This window comes from Jeotgalibacillus salarius, assembly GCF_004405125.1.
Classification (GTDB): Bacteria; Bacillota; Bacilli; order Bacillales; family Jeotgalibacillaceae; genus Jeotgalibacillus; species Jeotgalibacillus salarius.
In genome coordinates, this window is sequence record NZ_SORX01000003.1 from 125,431 (window position 1) to 143,951 (window position 18,521).

The following is an 18,521-nucleotide window of genomic DNA, read 5'->3' on the forward strand; positions in this document are numbered from 1 at the left end:
TCAAATTAAGAGCCAGGCGATAAATGGAATTGTGACCAGACTTAGCAGCGTAGAAGCGAAAATTGTGACGACCGCTGTTTCCTCTTCTTCTGTAAATTTAGAAAATAAGACGGCTGTAATCATAGCTGCCGGCATAGCGGTCTGGAGCACGATCAGCTGCGCTGTCCATCCTGTAAATGAAAATAATGATAAGACAGCCATGACGATGAGTGGGATCACTAATAGTCTGACCGTAACCGGGAACCATAGGTGCGGAAACATGACCTCCTTTTTTCTCTTCCAAAGTGGAGGCAGCAGCATACCCACATAAAGCATAGCCATCGGGGCTGCCAGTGCTGCAAGCATCTCAACAAACTGCACCATCATACCCGGTGGCTGAAATCCACTGAGCGCTACAACCAGACCCAAAACAATTGCAATAACCGGCATATTAATCATCGCCTTCAGCTGACTGATATGAAATTTCCCTTCAGCCTGCAAAAGATAAATCACAATTGTATAAACGGTTAGGCTCAGTCCTGCATCGAAAATAGCTGCCAGAAATCCACCGGCCGGACCAAAAATTGTAGCAGCGAGCGGGATTCCCAGAAAACCTGTATTTCCAAGTGCCCCAAGAATCATCATCTTCTTCGCAAACATTGAACGCATTTTCAGGATGACCGTCAGAACTTTAACAAAAATCAGCGCTGCAACGTGATACACAATAGATATCGCAAAGATCAATCCGGCTTCTGCCAAAGCATCACCAGTTAAATCCACACTGAAAACACCATTTAAAATGACAGCAGGGACCGCTATATTTAAAATTAATAATATGTATACTGATTTAACTTCACTTGTTACATTTACCCTGAGTGCAAATATTGAGCCTGTGGCGATCATCAGACCCATGACAATAATTGTGGATACGACCGTTTGAATCTCCATTCCTTAAACTTCCTTTTACATTTAATTTTTTCAATCGTACGCTACTCTTTCTTCGATGTCCAATTGATTCATTATTTAGAGAGGTTTAATGAATCAATTCCCGGGAAACATGTCTAGACGATACATGAAAAATTATGTTAGAGGTGTTTAAATGTTTCAATTAAAAGATATATGGACTTTTTTATGGTCTTTCATGCTTGTATTCCCAACAACTTCACTTGTCCACCAGCTTGGACACAGTTTTTTCGCTAAGATATTTGGCGGTTCTGCTGAATTTTCGTTAGGAAGAGGCAGAAGGTTATTTAAGTTCGGAAAAGTCAGTGTTCACGCTATTTACTTTCTGGACTCTTTTTGTAAATATACTAAATTAAAATATAGTAATCGCTTTACAAATACACTTGTTCATCTCGGTGGTGTGATCTTTAATATCGGTTCAATACTTTTGATAAACCTTCTGATCATACAGGATATCATTGGACCTGATATCTTTTTCTATCAGTACGCGTATTTTTCACTTTACTTTGCTGCTTTCTCATTGCTTCCTGTCAACTTTGGAGGAGGAAAGTACAGCGATGGTTATGCTGCCTTCCGTATCCTTAAATATGGAGAAGATATTCAGCTGGAGAATTAACACGGACAGATTCAGGGATGCAGGGTGTATACTCCTGCATCCCTTCCTGCATAAATTCAGTTAACACAAAACTTTTATAAAGGAAGATGCATAATGCCGGAAGGTCCTGAAATCAGACGTGCAGCCGATCAGGTTGAAAAAGCGTTGAAAGGCAAAAAGATAATGGAAGTTCATTTTGCTTTTGATCACCTTAAAGACTATGAAGACTTCTTTACCGGCGCTGATATTTTACGTGTGGAAACCGTAGGAAAAGCCATGCTGATCCGTTTTTCAAATGGGTATACGGTTTACAGTCACAATCAGCTTTATGGAAAATGGGTGGTCAGAAATGCGTATAACTATCCTAAAACAAACAGGCAGCTCAGGTTTGCTGTTCATAATGAAAAAAAGTCTGCTCTCTTATACAGCTCATCAGATATCGAAGTGATCCGGGATGAAGAAGTTCACCTTCACCCATTTATACAAAAAGCAGGCCCTGATGTTTTAAATGACACAGTTACAATTGACCAGCTCATTGAAAGGATCAACAGCAAAAAGTTCAGTGGCAGAAGGTGGACTGCCCTCTTGCTCGACCAGGGGTTTGTCGCAGGAAATGGCAATTATCTGCGCAGTGAAATTCTGTTCAAAGCGGGTATTCATCCATCCCTTCGTCCCCGGGACTGCAGCGCCCATCAAATTAAAGCTGCTGCTGAAGCAATCATTCAACTGACTGTTCAATCATATGAAACCGGTGGAATAACCAATGATATTGAGCTGGCAAACCGCCTTAAAGCAGAGGGTAAAAAGAGGGCACAATACAGACATTGGGTGTTCAACAGAGCAGGCCAGTCATGCCGCATTGATGGTACACCGATAGAAAAAATAACCGCATCTTCAAGGCGCTTGTATTTTTGTCCGACTTGCCAGAAAACAGATGATCACAATTGAAAAAACTCATACTTTTTTTGATCATCGCTGGTATTGGAGGATGGCTAATTAACGAAGAAATAAAACATCGGGAGGAATTGAGCAACCGTCCTTTACCTCAGGGACTTCATCCTGCAGTGGAGGAAAAAAGAGATGAACTGGTTCTCAAATCTGCTGAACAGGAAATAAATATTGTCATTACCGATGGATTCAGATCTTTCGACGAACAGGATGACATTTATGCACAGGGCAGAACAAGAGATGGAAATATTGTTTCCAATGCACGAGGCGGGGAATCCTATCATAACTACGGCCTTGCGATAGATTTTGCGCTTCAGACTGAAGATGATGTGATCTGGGATATGGATTACGATGGGAATGAAAATGGACAATCCGACTGGATGGAAGTCGTAGAAATTGCTAAAAACCTAGGTTTTACATGGGGTGGTGATTTCAGGGGTTTCAAAGATTATCCCCACTTTGAAATGCGCTTCGGTCTTTCCATTCGGGAATTAAAACGCGGCGAACGTCCTGAAGAAGGTCCTGTTATATATTAAAATGAAAAAAGCGTTGAATTGGAATCAACGCTTTTTTTCATGCAGATCAACTGACAATCGCACGGACTTCATCAATTTTTCCGATGCGGTAATCCGCCATTACAGCTTCTTCTTCAGTGCCAAACCCGTATGTACAGTAAATGACAGGAACCTCATGTTCTTTAGCAGCTTCTATATCGGAATAACGATCTCCGACAAGATACGCTTTTTCTTTACCGAATTTTTCGAAGTGCGCTGCTAATACCTCGCCTTTTCTTTCTCCATAGATCGAACCAAGACAAAGCGGTGACGAAAAATATTGTCTGATATCCTGGGTGTCCAATATCATATCTAAATAGTGAGTTCCACAGTTCGATGCTGTCGAAAGTGTGTGTCCATCTGCTTTTAACTGCTTCAGCGTTTCTTTTACGCCAGGAAAAAGTATATCCTTTCCTTTGACCAGCTGATCAAGGAATTCACTTCTCCTCCTTCTGATAATCGTTATATCCTGAGGAGAAGCGTCCGGAACAACTTTTGCCCAGAAATCATTGCCTGTCAGCCCATATGCAGATTGAAGCGTTTCTTTTGTCGGTTCTTTAATATGAGGCATATCCTCTACAGCCAGATGCAGAGCCTGCAGTAAATAGTCAGTGGAATCAATAATGGTTCCATCAAGATCGAATAAGATCAGTGCCACATTCATGTCCTCCTTTTTTTCATTCATTTAGTTATTATTATGGCATACTTTTGCCATGAAGGAAAAAATGAGTGAATGTTCACAATACTTTCCGATCTGAATATATGTCTATCTGCATTCCTCCATTCTTATGCTTTCAATTTTTTTTAAGTTATGAAAGTATTCCTTGATGATTTCTTCATCAGAATGAGGAATATACTCACCCTTAATAATCTGCGCACCATTTATGCAGCCGCTCGTCAAAAGAATTAAGTCCCCCTCCTCGGAATGAGAAAGTGCCTTTAACACCCCTTCTTCTCTTGTAAGTGAAGTCGAGATAGAAGGGTCAGAAGAATTTTTGAATCCTGTCATCACCTGATCCACTACGATTTGAGGATCGTGATCTCCCGGGTGGTCAACGGTGACAATGATATGATCTGCCCGTCCTTCCGCAGTTTCAGCCATTTTAGGCATTTTATTAAAGTCACGGATGCCAATCCCTGCAATCATCGCAATCATTCTGCTGTGCGGAAGCTTTTTAGCTTCACTCAAAAGACTGGTTAAAGCAACAGGCGTGTGAGCATAGTCTATAATGATTTTACGTCCGCCATATTCTTCTATGACTTGAAAACGACCTTTCGGATTTTCAATATTTTTTAGCACGGGAATGATTTGTTCAATCTGAATTTGATTGTGCAGTGCTGTACCAATTGCTGCAAGTAAATTGTGGACATTATAATTTCCATAGACCGAGGAATTGACTAAATAGGACTGATCATTCATCTTCAGTTCAAACATTGTTCCACTTTCTGAGACATGACAATTGTCTGCGATGAGATCCGCTCCGGAATGACGGTCAAGACTGTAAGTGATCAGATCCCCCGTAAAATGTTCTGCCAGTTCTAAACCCATTTCATCATCAATGTTGACAACAGCTTTATCCGCCTGATTAAAGAGCTTCATTTTTGCCTCTTTGTAACGTTCAAACGTTTTATGATATTCAAGATGTTCTGAGGAGATATTCGTGTGAATTGCTGTATCAAACTGGATACCAGCTATTCTTTGCTGGTCAATTGCAATAGACGATACTTCCATCACCACGGCCTGATCCTGTCTTTTATTCAGCTCACTGAATATTGCGTGAAGATCTGAGGCTTCAGGTGTCGTGGGGGTACTTTTTTTATATATAATTTCTTCACGGGAAGCAAAAATACCATTTGTGCCGATTGAGCCTGTTTTTATTCCGCACTGCGTTAACAGTGATTTCACAAAAGCAGCCACTGTCGTCTTGCCATTGGTGCCGGTTACACCGATCGTTTTGATTTTCTGATCAGCTTGTCCATAAAAGTAAATAGCAAATTGCGCAAGTGCTTCACGATCATCGGAAACTACCCCGAAAGAACAGTCCGGATATTGAGCAGATGCAAGTTCCATCAGCTTCTGATCCGTACCGATCACCATGACTGCCCCATGTTCAATTGCCTCTTCTATATGATCATGACCATCTGAATTTTCTCCTTTAAGACAGAAAAAAATATTGTCTTTGCCTTCCTGCCTGGAGTCATAAGTAATATGAGAAATCTGCTTTACCGGTTCATTATAAAAAGCAGTTATAAAATTCAGTTCATTTAAATGTATAAGCATGGTTCATCTCCTGTCTCTTTTCCTGATATCTTTCCATTCCCTGAAATTCGACAAAAAATGCATGTCTGTTTATATTTTATCCGATTAATGTGCTGTTAGTCCAACAACCATTAATTTCATAGCCGACTGTTCATTTTCCGGCAAGTGTTTTAAGATAGATAAAAAAGTGAAATTCCGGAGGGTATTATGACAGTCATTAGAAAAGCAAAAGAAGCTGACATTAAGGCAATGAACGACATTTATAATCAGGCGGTACTTGAAACCGTTGCAACATTCGATCTGAATCCCCATACGATCGAACAGCGGACTGACTGGTTCAGTCGCTACCAGGATCGTTACCCGCTTTTTACCGCAGAAATTGATGGACAGGTCGCAGGCTACGGCAGTTTAAGTCCATTTCGTGACAAAGAAGCGTACAAAGATACAGTTGAACTCTCAATTTATTTGTCACCAGGCTTTCAAGGAGCGGGATTAGGAAAAAAGATGATGAATGTGTTAATTGAGGATGCAAAGAAAAGAGGATTCCATACAATCATCAGTGGTATCACTGGAGGAAACGAAATCAGCGTGCGACTGCATGAGCGCTTCGGATTTGAGTTTGTGGGGAATTTTAAAGAAGTAGGCTTCAAATTCGGGGAGTGGCAGGACGTCCATTTTTATCAACTGGTTTTGACGAGATCATAAAAACATTTTTCAGCTGGACGGTGCGAATGAGTCATGACGAGCGTGCTTAATCGAATCATCCCTGGTGCTAATAGCGAAACGAGAAAGAAGATGAGACAGCTTTCGCCTCATCTTCTTTCTTATTCTCAGAGATCAAATTTCACTTCATACATGTCAAACCACGCATCAAGCTGGACCAGGTATGCAATCAGCTGAGGTCCTTTCATTAACTGACCAAACCATGGCACTTTAAATGAAGCCCCATCACTTTGTATTAGCTCCTCAATCTTTCCACGTTCAAACAGCTCAGGCAGCACGGAACTGCTTTTAGACAGGGACTGAGTGAGCAGTTGCTTTACAGATTCCGTATAATCCGGGTGATACGTTTTCGGATACGGACTCTTTTTGCGGTAAAGCACTTCATCAGGCAATAAACCTTCCAGTGCTTTTCGTAATATACCTTTTTCTCTGCCGCCAAGCTGCTTCATGCCCCATGGAATATTCCATGCATATTCAACAATTCTGTGATCTGCAAAAGGGACACGCACTTCCAGTCCTGCCGCCATACTCATCCGGTCTTTCCGATCCAGCAGTGTCGTCATAAAACTGGTCATGTTTAAGTACGCCATTTCCCTGCGTTTCTGAGTCAGCGAGGCTTCTCCATCCTGCTGGGGTGTTTCTGCTCTGATTGTGCGGCTTTGTTCAAGGAGATATTCACTCAGCTTTAGCTTTTCTTTCCATTCAGGAAGAATAAATGCTTCCCTTTCATTCACTGAAGTAATCCACGGAAATCCATTCTGGGTAAGCAGCTTCTCCTGCTGAAACCATGGATAACCGCCAAAAATTTCATCTGCGCATTCCCCGCTCAGTGCTACTGTGAAATCCTTCTTTACCTGCTCGCAAAACCACAGCAATGAAGAGTCAATGTCCGCCATCCCTGGAAGATCACGTGCACGCACAGCATCCTTCAGACGATTTGCAAGTTCAGTTTGGGAAATGACTTTGTCGTGATGAACAGAAGAAAGGTGTGACGACATTTTTTGAATCCAGGGACCGTCATCACTCGGTTTAAACCGGTCAGGCTGATAGTGCAGCTCATTCTCTTCATAACTGATTGAGCACGTATGGAGATTTTCTGATAAATGGGAGGTTGCGGCTGCACTAATCGCACTTGAATCCACACCTCCTGATAAAAAAGTACAGATCGGTTTGTCTGACACCAGCTGTCTGCTGACTGTATCTTCGAAAAGCTCGCGCAGATATACGGCTGTTTCCTGTTCTGTATGCGCATGATTTTCACTTTTTACATTCCAGTAGCGCCACTTTTTCAAACCGGCTCTTGTGTATTTAAAAGCATGTGCCGGCTTAAGTTCATAAATTCCTTTAAATACACCGCTACCCGGGTTGCGTGATGGTCCCATGCTCAGTAATTCCTGCAATCCTTCAAGCGTCACGAGTGCTTTTTGTTCAGGGTGTGCCAGAATGGCTTTTAACTCTGAACCGAAGATCAGTTCACCTTCTTTTTCTGCATAAAATAACGGCTTTACCCCAAGTCTGTCCCGTGCCGCAAAGCACTCTTCACGCTTGTGATCCCAAACCGCAAATGCAAATATTCCATTAAAACGTTCCGGACATTCTTCTTTCCATTCAATATAAGAGCGGAGAACCACTTCTGTATCAGACCTGGAAATAAATGAATGTCCTTTCCTTTTCAGCTCATTCCGTACTTCGTCTGTATTATAAAGTTCTCCATTATAAATGAGTGTATACTCACCAGATTCTGTTTTCACACTCATTGGCTGCGCACCGCCAGCAGGGTCTATGACTGTCAGACGCGTATGTCCAAACAATGCATGATGCATAGCCTTAATCCCAAAAGCGTCAGGACCCCTCCTATCGAGTGTCCTGACCATTTTCTCTATTGTTTGCCACTCACTCGTCAGCGGACGTTTCCAGCTGATCCACCCCGTAATTCCACACATACTCTGCCACCGCCTTTCACCAGGCATTATATGTGCTGAAGCGATCGTTTAGAACGTATAGCGGGCTACCTGTTCTCCTTCGACCATTACTCCGTTTTGCTCTTCAAATCCCATTTTAGTATACAAATCTCTCGCAAATGTATTTTCAGGTTCATAAGACAATGTAAGGGTTTTATGGCGCTCTTCTTTGCGCTGCCTGATATCATCAATGACAAGGTGAATGGCTGCTTTGCCATAACCCTTCCCTTGATGTTTTTCATCAATCATCATTCTGTACATCCAGTATTCACCGTCTTCTTCATCAATTCCATACAAAGTGAATCCCACCATTTCATTATCCGCATATATACCCTGTGCATGAAAACCGTCGGGTAGAAAATTCAGCTGTGCCAGTGATACTGCATTGGACGCTACAAAATGATTTTGATCTTCTCTTACTTTCAGACTGATTGCTTTTAGCCAATTGTCTTTATCAATTTTTTTAAGATGCACCATTTCTATTCCCCTTTTCATATACCTTCATAAGTTCTTCAACTGAAATACCGTCTATTGTCATCCCGGATATATTGCAATTTTCAAGCGCCACACCTGACATATCTGATGTTCTGAAAACAGACCCGCTGAGATCAGCAAACCAGAACGTAGCGTTTTGAACGGTTGCATCTGCGACAATGCTGTCAGATAAATTGACGTTTTGCAATTTTGTCTGCTGCATGGCTGCATTTGAAATATGTAATGACCTTATGTTGGCATCAGTCAACTTAACCTCCTGCGCATTAATGGATATTAGTTCCGCGCGAGTGTAATCCTGATCCTGTTTTTGCATGATGTGATCATTCCGGTTTTTGCAGTCTGAAAGATTTTTCTCAAACATTAACTCTTCTGTTTCCCATACACATTCATAGCCCACAGATTCATAAAAATACCGGTTGTTCGTCTGCCTTGCTGATGTTTCAAGCTGCCAGCGCTTTACATTTGGATAGGCCTTCTCAATTAATTGAATCGCTTTTTTGCCGTAACCCTTCCCCTGCAAATTATGATCAATAAAAATCCTGTCAATCCTTGCGTAAGTAGAGATAGGCGCTGTAATAACTACTCCTCCAATTAAGTTGTTACCTTGATAAATACCAAATACATCAAGGTGAGTGATCATATAGGCCATCATATCCTCCGAGTCATAACCGGGCGGCTGAATATTTGCATCTTCCGCACCTTCCGGCAGCCAGATTGACGCTTCCTGACTGAAAACTTCTGATGATAAGCCCGTCAGCTTCTTTACCATCGATTCATCTGCCTTTATTAATTTTATTACATTCTTCATTCTTTATTTCCCCCATTAAAAAAGGCAGCGCAAAAGAGCGCTGCCGTCCCTTTGTTCTGTTTTACACACTCTTATCCATACACACGATCAGTCTTTCTTCAATATCTGCTGCGAGTGTTTTAATGTCTTCATCCTCCACCATCTGAATCAGTGAAGTCGGTTTTGGCATACCTATTTTCGTTGTCCCATTTTCTTCGTACACAACCATTTTACATGGCAGAAAATAGCCTGCGAGCAGGTTCTTTTCAAGTACATTTTTTGCTTCTTTAGGGTTACACACTTCAAGCACATGGAACGTCTGGTCAAAATCCAGCCCTTTTTCCTGCAGCTTATTTTTAATGTCAAACTGCCATAGAACCCCGAATTGTTCCTCTTTCAGATTGTTCTCAAGTGTTGTCATTGCTTCTTCAACTGACTGCTTTGTTTCCACTGTGTAATGAAACATGATATTACCCCTTTCTGAATGTAAGTCACATACTTACAATACCCTTGTGAGTATTAATTAATCAGAAATAAGGGCACGTTTTTTACGCAGCAGCTGCTGAAATTCATGGTCCAGCTCTTCAGTCGGCTCTATACTGAGGCGGCTTAACACTTCAGTGAGTTTCGTCTCCAATTTTAATAATTCATCTGCGGTATCATTCTGTTCTTTCGGTTCATGCTGCGTAAATTCCTGCAGATTCCCATCAAAGATCGTTAGCCTGCCATTTTTAATTTCGAGCACTCTTTCTGCAAGCTTAGAAACCATTTTCCGGTCATGGGAAATGAACAAAACAGTCCCCCGGTAATCCTTTAATAACCCCTCCAGCGCTTCAACCGCATCAATATCAAGAAAATTGGTCGGCTCATCCATGACCAGTACATTTAAATCACTGACAAAGATTTTGGCAAACGCCACTTTTACACGCTCACCTCCTGAGAGCACGCGAACAGATTTGAAAACATCATCCCGATAAAAATGTAAACGTGCCAGAATCGTTCTGACAATATCCTCAGTTTGAATCGCATCTTCCATGACATTTTCAAGAATGGTTTTATCCGGCTTCAGAATATCAAGGTTCTGACTGAAGTAACCAAATTTAACTGCAGGTGAAACGGTGATCCCTTCCCTTCTGGCAAGAATCGATTTGATCAGCGTTGTTTTACCGGTCCCGTTACCACCGATCAACGCTGTTTTCTGACCACCCTTCAGATAAAAAGGCTGCAGCTCAAATAGTCTTTTGGTGCCGGCTTTAACGATTTGCTCTTCAAACCTGATAATCGGCCGGCCCTTCATATCCGATTCATTCGGCAGTGCCATTTTAATTGGTGCTGCTTCTTTAGGGCGCTCCACCTTTTCCATTTGTCCAAGTCTCGTTTCAAGGGCTTTTGCTGTCTGCCTCAGCTTTTTTTGTTTTTTTGCAAAGTAAGGCTTTGCGTTTTTAGCTACTGAAGCTGTTCCATCTGTCGGTTTTTTCGTCGCACGTTTTGCCCGCTTTTCTTTTTCTTCGATGGCTGATTCAAGCTGTTTTTTCTTTCGCTCGTATTGTTCATGTGCAGCTTCCTTCTGGCGGAATTCAAGCTGCTTTTGATCAGCATAATCCTGATAATTGCCTTTATATTCTTTCAGACGACCGTCTTCAATCTCCCATATTTTCGTACAGAGCAGATCCAGAAATGTCCGGTCATGTGAGACGAGAACCATCGATCCCTGGAACCGCTCCAGATGCTGTTCAAGCGTTTTTACTCTTTCTACATCAAGGTTCGTTGTCGGCTCATCCGCTAGCAACAGATCCGGGTTCTCTGCAAACGCCTGATTAATATAATCCTGTGTTACTTCACCTCCGCTTTGTACCGTATCTGTATTTTTCAACTGGGGAAGAAGCGTGATCCATCCATTTCTGAATATCTCTCCTTCGTCCGGCTTGATCTTGTCACTAATCAGGTGGAGAAGTGTTGATTTTCCTGAACCGTTTTTACCAACAAGCCCAATACGGTCACCTTTTCTGATTTCAAGCTCTTCAATCTCAAAGAGTACTCTTTCTCTTACTGCATAGCTTATGTCTTTCATTGAACAGATTATCGTCATTCTATCATCCCCTATTTTGATCTGTACGGGGACAAAAAAGCCCCCTATCCGCTTTACCGAATAGGAGGCATTTTGGGTATACGCAAACAGACCACGGCACATGCCATGAACGTAAAAACCCGGGTGAATCACCTAATCCTATTTGGAAAACGGATGATGCGTGCGAAGACAGACTGGTTGCGTTTGTCTTTCATCACTTCATTCATCTTTGTTTTCAAAAATAGAATTAGTTCCACATTCTCCCGGGTCACCCTTCCGTTGTTTGTTAGCATTATCTTATGGTAAAAAGTTATTTATTGTCAAGCACTCATTCAATTGTCGTCTTTCACTTTCAGCAGTCTCATACCGTTTAGCGTCACAAGGAGTGTTGCCCCAAGATCGGCGAAGATGGCGATCCACAGCGTGAGCCAGCCTGGTACGACAAGCATAAGCGCGAGTACTTTGACGCCAATCGAGAAAATGATATTCTGCTTAATGATCCACAATGCTTTACGGCTCAGCTTCACTGTAAACGGGAGTTTTTCAAGGTCGTCTGCCATGAGCGCAATATCCGCCGTCTCCATCGCAGTGTCTGTTCCGGCACCGCCCATCGCAACGCCAACTGTTGAGGCTGCAAGTGCAGGCGCATCATTAATGCCGTCTCCAACCATCGCTACCTGGCGTCCATCAGCTCTTAATTGTTTAATGACAGCTAGCTTATCTTCCGGCAATAGTTCAGCACGTACTGAAGTCACACCTGTTTGCGTACCAACTGCAGCTGCTGATTTTTTATTGTCACCAGTCAGCATGATTGTGTCTTTGATACCCAGCTGATGAAGTCGTTCAATCACAGAATAGCTTTCACTTCGCGTTTCATCTGCAACCGCGATGAACCCAAGTACAGCTTCCTCTGTTCCGAATACCATGACGGTTTTCCCGTCGTTTAAGAGTTCATCCAGCATATCATTGTCTTTTATCATATTCACATCAAAAAATGACGGCTTACCAATTTTATATTTGATCCCTTCAATACTTCCTGTCATTCCCTTGCCGGTTACAGCCTGAACATCCTCCGCCTGATACACATCAGCATCAGCACGCTCTAAAATGGCGGATGCAAGTGGATGACGTGAGTGGTGTTCCAGCGCAGCAGCAAGGTTCAATAATTCTTTCTCAGACATGTCACTGAGTGAAATCACATCTGTCACAGCTGGCTTACCCTTCGTCAGCGTCCCCGTTTTATCAAATGCGATCGTATCAAGACGTCCCATTTCTTCGAGATAGACGCCGCCTTTAATGAGCACACCTCTTTTCGCAGCGTTACCAATCGCAGTTACAATCGCTACAGGCGTAGAAATGACAAGCGCACACGGACAGCCTACTACCAGCACTGCCAGTCCCTGATAAATCCAGGTTGACCACTCCGCTCCTCCAATAAGTGGTGGAAGAATGGCCACTAAAAAGGCAATAACAATAATGACCGGCGTATAAACCTTAGCAAAACGATCGACAAATGCCTGTGAAGGTGCACGATCCGCCTGGGCTTCTTCAACCATATGAATAATTTTTGCGAGTGTGGTATCTTCTGAACGTCTTGTTACTTCAACTTCCAGTACACCTTCCTGATTCAGCGTTCCGGCATACACAGTATCCGAAACATCCTTTTCAGCAGGCACTGATTCGCCTGTAATAGCGGCCTGGTTAACAGTGGATCTGCCTTTTACAATCACGCCATCCAGCGCTACCTTATCTCCCGGCTTTACAATCATAATATCTCCTGCATTCACCTCTTCAACAGGAGTCTCCATTTCACCATGGTGACCTCTGACTAATGCAGTCTTCGGGGAAATATCCATTAATGACCGGATAGATGCTCTGGCTTTGTCCATTGAATAACGCTCAAGCGCTTCACTGATCGCAAACAAAATCACGACCACTGCACCTTCGCCCCATTCACCGATCAGAGCTGCACCAATGACCGCAATCGTCATAAGCGTTCTCATATCGAAGTTTAATCTCGCAAGGTTTTTGAAGCCTGTGATAAACAATGAATATCCGCCGGTCACAATGGCGCCACCAAACAATACAGGCGGGACCCAGTCAGGTGCTTCGGAAAGTGACGTAATAAAGCCTGCTATTGTTAACACAAATGCAGCTATGACATGCCAGTAAGCGTTGAGGAAAGGTGTTTTTTCCGGCGGTTGGTAAGCCTCCCTGTCACTCGTCACACGAAGTCTTTCAAAAGCACCTGCTTTCTCCAGCTGATCAATGCTTGCATCTCCCCGCACCGTTATTTTTGATGCACCGAAATTGACCTGGGCATCTTCCACACCCTGAAGGTTCTTCACATTCTTTTCAAACGTATTTGCACAACCGGCACAGGAAAATCCACTTACACGGTAAGTCTTTTCATTTGTTTGTTCCATCTCTTTCCTGCACCTCCTTCGTATGCTCGACAGCCAGTTCAATTAACCCTTTCACATGGCTGTCATCAAGAGAATAATAAGCCTGCTTTCCTTGCTTTCTGCTTTTAGCAAGGCCGAGCGACTTCAACATTCTCAAGTGATGAGACGCAGTTGCATTAGATGAGTCGATCACTGCCGCCACATCACATACACAAAGTTCTTCTTCTTTTAACAGTGTATAAGCAATTTTCATTCTCGTTTCATCTGCCAATGCTTTAAAAAGCTGGGCAACTGAAGCTGAATCAGTCTGTGTTAAATGTTGTTTTGCACTTTCAACTTTATCTTCGTGAACACATTTCGTTTCGCAAACATCAATACGTGGCATATGATCCCTCCTTTCATTCAAACGTTTGTTTGATTGTATTGTAACGCTTTAAGCTATAATATTCAAATGATTGTTTGAATGATCTGAATGAAATACCTAAAAATTAATACTTTTTCTGCACTATTTTCTCATTCAGAGAATGATAAGCGGGGTTCATGAGATTACCCGTGGTATTCAGGAGATTATACCCAATGTTCGGGAGATTACGTATCGTGTTCATGAAATTTCAAAGACAGTCCAGAGGATAGTGTAATGAGACCTGCTCCATCCGCACAAAAAAATGCCTGGCGCAGCCTGAAAAGTAAAAGTTACTTACTTTTCAGGCTGTCCAGACAGTTTTATAATAGAATATCCATCCAGATTTTAATGGCAGTTGCTAAAATAATCAGTGCCAGTAAAATTTGAAGTATTTTCGTATTCATGTTCTTGCCTAATTTCGCTCCGAGTGGCGCAGCAATTAAGCTGGCTACAACCATTACAAGAGCTGGCAGGTACTCTACTTGACCTGTTGTCACCTTACCTATAGTTGTTCCAATTGATGCGATGAATGTGATCGCAAGTGATGAGGCAATCGTTACTCTCGTTGGAATTTTCAGGACAACCAGCATAATCGGTACGAGCAGAAACGCGCCGGCTGCTCCAACTATTCCCGCACTGATCCCAACAATAAAAGCTAAAATTGCTGCAAGCCATTTATTAAATGTTACCTGATCAAACGGTATATCTTCACGGCCTTTTTTCGGAATAAACATCATAACAGCTGCAATAAGCGCTAATATACCATATACAGTATTAATTGCTGCTTCAGACAGGTCTCTTGAACCGACACCGCCAATCAAACTTCCTATTAGCACGCTGACACCCATATAGATAATCAGGGTTTTATTTAAATAACCGCCTTTACGATAGGCCCAGACGCCGCCAATCGTAGCGAAAAACACCTGTACTGCGGATATACCTGCTACTTCATGCGCCGAGAATGCTGCAAGACCAAATAGTGGCGGAATGTATAATAGCATAGGATATTTAATAATCGAACCGCCAATTCCAAGCATGCCTGAAATATATGAACCTACAAAACCAATTAAAAATAATACAATGATTAACTCGATACTCAACGGTTAAGCACCTCCTGACCTTTACATGATAGGGTTAGATGAATAGATTGACATTGCCTTCTTCTGCGTCAGCCAGATATGCTGCGACACCTGCATATTCAATTTCATCCAGCAGTTCCTCTTTATGAAGCCCAAGGAGATCCATCGTCATTGTGCAGGCAACCAGCTTAACATCCTGTTCCTGAGCCATTTCAATCAGATTGGGAAGCTCCATTGCATTATGCTTCTTCATCACACTTTTAATCATTTTTTGGCCCATACCGCCAAAATTCATTTTTGACAGACCCATCTTATCTGCGCCTTTAGGCATCATCTTGCCGAACATTTTTTCCATACCGCTTTTTTGCACTTCCACATCTCCATCTTTACGAAGTGCATTCAAACCCCAGAATGTATGAAAAATTGTTACTTCATGATCATAAGCCGCTGCTCCATTCGCAATAATGTATGCAGCCATTGCCTTGTCATAGTCACCACTGAATAATACGATCGTTGTTCTTTTCTTTTCCATGTTAAAAACTCCTCCTAAAAACTATATTACCCTATGGGGTATAATATTTTTCAAAAAAATTACCTGCTTTTCACAAGCAGGTTCACCGCTTCTTTGATTACATCTTCCGGTTCGCGATCTTCATCTTCTCTCGCTTCTCTTACACACGATACCAGATTTTCACTCACGACTAATCCAATTGTCCGGTCAATAGCAGTACGGATCGCTGACAGCTGCGTCACAACATCCTTACAATCTTTTTCTTCTTCCATCATTGAAAGAACGCCTCTAAGCTGACCTTCCACACGTTTTAACCGATGGATAGATTGTTTTGAGTAATCCATGAAGTGAACCTCCCTTGCCTGTTCAATAATTATTACAAGCCTTATAATATACCCCATACGGTATATTGTCAAGAGGTATGATCACACTTTTACCATACAGAAATGTTTAAACCCTGATTGGTTTATTGCAGGTTCAGGCAGCGCGGTAAATCAACAGCCGGTAAACGTTTTGATCAACGCACACCTGCAGAATCCAGTACCTTATCATACAAAAAAGGCCGCATCAGCAGCCTTTTCTCTGTTAAATCTTTAATCCTTCTATTGCCATTTTTAAGTTTTTGCGAATCGTCATTCCTTCAAATTTGATGCCGATCTCAACGACTGCCTGAGCAATTTCCGGACGGAGTCCCGTTAAAATTGTTTTTACACCAATCAGCTTAAGTGAATCGATCACCTGCGATAATTCATTTGCAACCATTGTATCGACAGTCGGTACGCCTGAAAGGTCTAAAATCAAAGTTGAGTTTCGAAGTTCCAGGCATTTATGCAGTGCCACTTCTTTTAATACTCTCGCTCTGTCATCATCCAGTTCACCGATTAATGGTAAAATCGCAACATCATCATTCAGCCCTACAACAGGTACAGAATATTCCATCACACTACTCTGCGCTTTTTTCAAATAGCGACGGTAATCTTCAACATATGTCAGACTGAATTCGCGTGCGGCTTTATTAATAATCGGTTCAATATTAAAATTAATTCCTGTCACTTCTTCAGCAGAAAAATTAAACTCATTTTGCTTTTCAAGCATGATATTCCAAATCAGCACTCTCAGTTGTGACAGCATGCTAAGCCCTTCATCAAGCTCAATTCCTCTTTGAACAGCAGACTCTCCCGCTTTACGTGCCCACTCAATCACTTGTTCATCTATCATGGAAGGGTCATCTTCTTTTATTGCAGTACCAATGTAAGAAATCAGATCACTTTGCAAATCGAGCAGTTTTTGTTCATCATTCTTCGACAGCAGCAAATCCGGACTGCCTCCATCAAGCTTTGATGCTAATTCATGTCTTTTTTCAATTATGTATGCACCCAGTTGCTCATAAGTTTTCATTCATTCATCCCCCCTAGTATTGTCGAATCTATACGTATAATGTTCTCCTATTTCATGTGAAAAGTAAATGTAAATTATTATATAGACAAACGAAATAGTTTGCCCCATACTTTTTCAATAGGAACAAAACAGAAAGTAGGTCCGTTATGCTACGCAATCGTAATGTTTGGATACTCCTGAGCGGGGAGTTTATTGCCGGGGTCGGCTTATGGCTCGGTATTATAGGAAATCTTGAATTTATGCAGGAGAAAGTCCCTTCTGACTTTATGAAATCACTGATTCTTGGTGCTGGTCTTCTCGCAAGTATTCTGATTGGACCGCTTGCAGGCAGACTGACAGATCAGCTGCGAAAAAAAACCGTGATGCTTGCTTCAGGCTTCGTAAGAGCGTTCAGCGTCATATTCATGTTAATCGCGATACAGCAGGATTCAATTATATGGATGATTGTCTTTTTAATTTTCATCCAGGTTTCAGCAGCGTTTTATTTTCCGGCACTCCAGGCAGCATTACCCCTGGTAGTAGCTGAAAGAGATTTGCTTCAGTTAAACGGCATACATATGAATGTAGCAACACTATCAAGGGTTCTTGGAACAGCGGCTGCAGGTGTGTTAGTTGCCCAGCTTCCCCTTTCAATCGTCTATCTATTATCACTTATCTCTTATTTACTATTGTTTGGATTCACGTGGCTGCTTTCAATAGAAGAACATCGCCCGTCACAGCTCCCGGCTGAAGGAAAACGACCTGCAGGGTTTAAGGAAGTTTTTCCGATTATTAAAGGACTGCCCATTGTGATGATGACGTTAATTTTGACACTTATACCGTTATTATTTATCGGGGGATTCAATCTGGTTGTAATCAACATCAGCGAAATCCAGGACAGCTCAGCCATTAAAGGGTGGATCTACACAGCTGAGGGAATTGCATTTATGGTCGGCGCTTTTGTGATTAAAAAGCTTGGAGAAGCATTTTCTCCTTATACGATATTGTTTACGTTTTCGTTTGTTATTGGATTTTCCCAGCTCATTCTGTTCTTTGCTGAAGTTCCATTTCTTTCTATCCTTGCATTTATTATATTTGGCTTTGCGGTCGGATGCTTCTTCCCAACTGCCGCAACGATTTTTCAGACAAGAATACCAAAAGAGTTTCACGGCAGATTCTTTTCATTCAGAAATATGCTCGACAGAATTGTTTTCCAGGTTGTACTGTTGATGACGGGGCTATTTCTTGATTTAATTGGACTTGTCTACATGGTGATTGTGTTCGGTCTGTTTTCACTCGTTCTTACCGGAATATTTTATGCAAGATTTATCCGTCTGCAAAACAGCGAAAAACTTGCATCCACACCTGGTGGCATGATTAAGTGAAACCTAATTGATCGCTCATTCGTATCAT

Annotated in this window: 19 protein-coding genes; 5 read left to right on the forward strand and 14 right to left on the reverse strand. The window is 42.1% G+C overall.

Annotated elements, in window-relative coordinates:
• Complete coding sequence (locus E2626_RS05795; protein WP_134380747.1) at positions 1-927, reverse strand: AEC family transporter; 927 nt, start codon at positions 925-927, stop codon at positions 1-3.
• A 151-nt stretch (positions 928-1,078) separates the two neighbouring features.
• Here E2626_RS05795 and E2626_RS05800 point away from each other — a divergent pair, with 151 nt between their 5' ends.
• From E2626_RS05800 to E2626_RS05810, 3 genes are all read left to right on the forward strand, one after another.
• Positions 1,079-1,558 (forward strand): hypothetical protein, encoded by a 480-nt coding sequence (locus E2626_RS05800; RefSeq protein WP_134380750.1) that lies wholly within the window; start codon positions 1,079-1,081, stop codon positions 1,556-1,558.
• Between the two features lie 93 nt (positions 1,559-1,651).
• The gene (nei, locus tag E2626_RS05805; RefSeq protein ID WP_134380753.1) at positions 1,652-2,485 is read left to right on the forward strand and encodes an endonuclease VIII; all 834 of its coding nucleotides are present in this window, start codon (positions 1,652-1,654) and stop codon (positions 2,483-2,485) included.
• The gene (locus E2626_RS05810; RefSeq protein WP_279587256.1) at positions 2,482-3,021 is read left to right on the forward strand and encodes a M15 family metallopeptidase; all 540 of its coding nucleotides are present in this window, start codon (positions 2,482-2,484) and stop codon (positions 3,019-3,021) included. Before nei ends, E2626_RS05810 begins: the two co-directional genes overlap by 4 nt.
• 46 nt (positions 3,022-3,067) lie before the next feature.
• Here E2626_RS05810 and E2626_RS05815 read toward each other — a convergent pair whose 3' ends face one another.
• Positions 3,068-3,697, reverse strand: a complete 630-nt coding sequence (locus E2626_RS05815; protein WP_134380756.1) for an HAD family hydrolase — start codon at positions 3,695-3,697, stop codon at positions 3,068-3,070.
• A gap of 108 nt (positions 3,698-3,805) precedes the next feature.
• On the reverse strand, positions 3,806-5,320 hold the full coding sequence (locus E2626_RS05820) for a UDP-N-acetylmuramoyl-L-alanyl-D-glutamate--2,6-diaminopimelate ligase (RefSeq protein ID WP_134380759.1): 1,515 nt from the start codon (positions 5,318-5,320) through the stop codon (positions 3,806-3,808).
• A gap of 186 nt (positions 5,321-5,506) precedes the next feature.
• Between E2626_RS05820 and E2626_RS05825 the strand changes: the two genes are divergently transcribed.
• A complete protein-coding gene (locus tag E2626_RS05825; RefSeq protein ID WP_134380761.1) occupies positions 5,507-6,004 on the forward strand; it encodes a GNAT family N-acetyltransferase in 498 nt (165 codons plus the stop codon).
• A 125-nt stretch (positions 6,005-6,129) separates the two neighbouring features.
• On the opposite strand, the gene asnB is transcribed toward E2626_RS05825, so the two are convergent.
• From asnB to E2626_RS05880, 11 genes are all read right to left on the reverse strand, one after another.
• Positions 6,130-7,965, reverse strand: a complete 1,836-nt coding sequence (asnB, locus tag E2626_RS05830) for an asparagine synthase (glutamine-hydrolyzing) (protein ID WP_134380764.1) — start codon at positions 7,963-7,965, stop codon at positions 6,130-6,132.
• Between the two features lie 48 nt (positions 7,966-8,013).
• Positions 8,014-8,460, reverse strand: coding sequence for a GNAT family N-acetyltransferase (locus E2626_RS05835; RefSeq protein ID WP_134380767.1), 447 nt, complete (start codon positions 8,458-8,460; stop codon positions 8,014-8,016).
• Positions 8,447-9,286, reverse strand: a complete 840-nt coding sequence (locus E2626_RS05840; protein WP_134380770.1) for a GNAT family N-acetyltransferase — start codon at positions 9,284-9,286, stop codon at positions 8,447-8,449. The genes E2626_RS05835 and E2626_RS05840 overlap by 14 nt, the downstream gene beginning before the upstream one ends.
• Positions 9,287-9,347: 61 nt before the next feature.
• Positions 9,348-9,731: a DUF302 domain-containing protein gene (locus E2626_RS05845; RefSeq protein ID WP_134380773.1), complete on the reverse strand. Its 384-nt coding sequence runs from the start codon at positions 9,729-9,731 to the stop codon at positions 9,348-9,350.
• Positions 9,732-9,788: 57 nt separating this feature from the next.
• Complete coding sequence (gene abc-f / locus E2626_RS05850; protein ID WP_134380776.1) at positions 9,789-11,354, reverse strand: ribosomal protection-like ABC-F family protein; 1,566 nt, start codon at positions 11,352-11,354, stop codon at positions 9,789-9,791.
• Between the two features lie 311 nt (positions 11,355-11,665).
• Complete coding sequence (locus tag E2626_RS05855) at positions 11,666-13,759, reverse strand: heavy metal translocating P-type ATPase (RefSeq protein ID WP_134380778.1); 2,094 nt, start codon at positions 13,757-13,759, stop codon at positions 11,666-11,668.
• Positions 13,743-14,123, reverse strand: coding sequence for an ArsR/SmtB family transcription factor (locus tag E2626_RS05860; protein ID WP_134380780.1), 381 nt, complete (start codon positions 14,121-14,123; stop codon positions 13,743-13,745). Before E2626_RS05860 ends, E2626_RS05855 begins: the two co-directional genes overlap by 17 nt.
• A gap of 338 nt (positions 14,124-14,461) precedes the next feature.
• Complete coding sequence (locus tag E2626_RS05865) at positions 14,462-15,241, reverse strand: sulfite exporter TauE/SafE family protein (protein WP_134380782.1); 780 nt, start codon at positions 15,239-15,241, stop codon at positions 14,462-14,464.
• Positions 15,242-15,275: 34 nt separating this feature from the next.
• Entirely contained in the window at positions 15,276-15,752 is a 477-nt protein-coding gene (locus E2626_RS05870) for a DsrE/DsrF/DrsH-like family protein (RefSeq protein WP_134380783.1), read from the reverse strand.
• Positions 15,753-15,811: 59 nt separating this feature from the next.
• Entirely contained in the window at positions 15,812-16,075 is a 264-nt protein-coding gene (locus E2626_RS05875) for a metal-sensitive transcriptional regulator (protein ID WP_134380785.1), read from the reverse strand.
• Between the two features lie 241 nt (positions 16,076-16,316).
• Positions 16,317-17,129, reverse strand: coding sequence for an STAS domain-containing protein (locus E2626_RS05880; protein ID WP_134380787.1), 813 nt, complete (start codon positions 17,127-17,129; stop codon positions 16,317-16,319).
• A 146-nt stretch (positions 17,130-17,275) separates the two neighbouring features.
• On the opposite strand from E2626_RS05880, the gene E2626_RS05885 reads away from it, so the two are divergent.
• Positions 17,276-18,493: an MFS transporter gene (locus E2626_RS05885; protein ID WP_134380789.1), complete on the forward strand. Its 1,218-nt coding sequence runs from the start codon at positions 17,276-17,278 to the stop codon at positions 18,491-18,493.
• Positions 18,494-18,521 lie beyond the last annotated feature (28 nt).

Excerpts from the sequence above, each read along its gene's own strand:
- E2626_RS05795 (WP_134380747.1), bottom strand. The coding sequence starts at position 927 with ATGGAGATTCAAACGGTCGTATCCACAATTATTGTCATGGGTCTGATG.
- E2626_RS05800 (WP_134380750.1), top strand. The coding sequence starts at position 1,079 with ATGTTTCAATTAAAAGATATATGGACTTTTTTATGGTCTTTCATGCTT.
- nei (WP_134380753.1), top strand. The coding sequence starts at position 1,652 with ATGCCGGAAGGTCCTGAAATCAGACGTGCAGCCGATCAGGTTGAAAAA.
- E2626_RS05820 (WP_134380759.1), bottom strand. The coding sequence starts at position 5,320 with ATGCTTATACATTTAAATGAACTGAATTTTATAACTGCTTTTTATAAT.
- E2626_RS05825 (WP_134380761.1), top strand. The coding sequence starts at position 5,507 with ATGACAGTCATTAGAAAAGCAAAAGAAGCTGACATTAAGGCAATGAAC.
- asnB (WP_134380764.1), bottom strand. The coding sequence starts at position 7,965 with ATGTGTGGAATTACGGGGTGGATCAGCTGGAAACGTCCGCTGACGAGT.
- E2626_RS05835 (WP_134380767.1), bottom strand. The coding sequence starts at position 8,460 with ATGGTGCATCTTAAAAAAATTGATAAAGACAATTGGCTAAAAGCAATC.
- E2626_RS05840 (WP_134380770.1), bottom strand. The coding sequence starts at position 9,286 with ATGAAGAATGTAATAAAATTAATAAAGGCAGATGAATCGATGGTAAAG.
- E2626_RS05845 (WP_134380773.1), bottom strand. The coding sequence starts at position 9,731 with ATGTTTCATTACACAGTGGAAACAAAGCAGTCAGTTGAAGAAGCAATG.
- abc-f (WP_134380776.1), bottom strand. The coding sequence starts at position 11,354 with ATGACGATAATCTGTTCAATGAAAGACATAAGCTATGCAGTAAGAGAA.
- E2626_RS05855 (WP_134380778.1), bottom strand. The coding sequence starts at position 13,759 with ATGGAACAAACAAATGAAAAGACTTACCGTGTAAGTGGATTTTCCTGT.
- E2626_RS05860 (WP_134380780.1), bottom strand. The coding sequence starts at position 14,123 with ATGCCACGTATTGATGTTTGCGAAACGAAATGTGTTCACGAAGATAAA.
- E2626_RS05870 (WP_134380783.1), bottom strand. The coding sequence starts at position 15,752 with ATGGAAAAGAAAAGAACAACGATCGTATTATTCAGTGGTGACTATGAC.
- E2626_RS05875 (WP_134380785.1), bottom strand. The coding sequence starts at position 16,075 with ATGGATTACTCAAAACAATCTATCCATCGGTTAAAACGTGTGGAAGGT.
- E2626_RS05880 (WP_134380787.1), bottom strand. The coding sequence starts at position 17,129 with ATGAAAACTTATGAGCAACTGGGTGCATACATAATTGAAAAAAGACAT.
- E2626_RS05885 (WP_134380789.1), top strand. The coding sequence starts at position 17,276 with ATGCTACGCAATCGTAATGTTTGGATACTCCTGAGCGGGGAGTTTATT.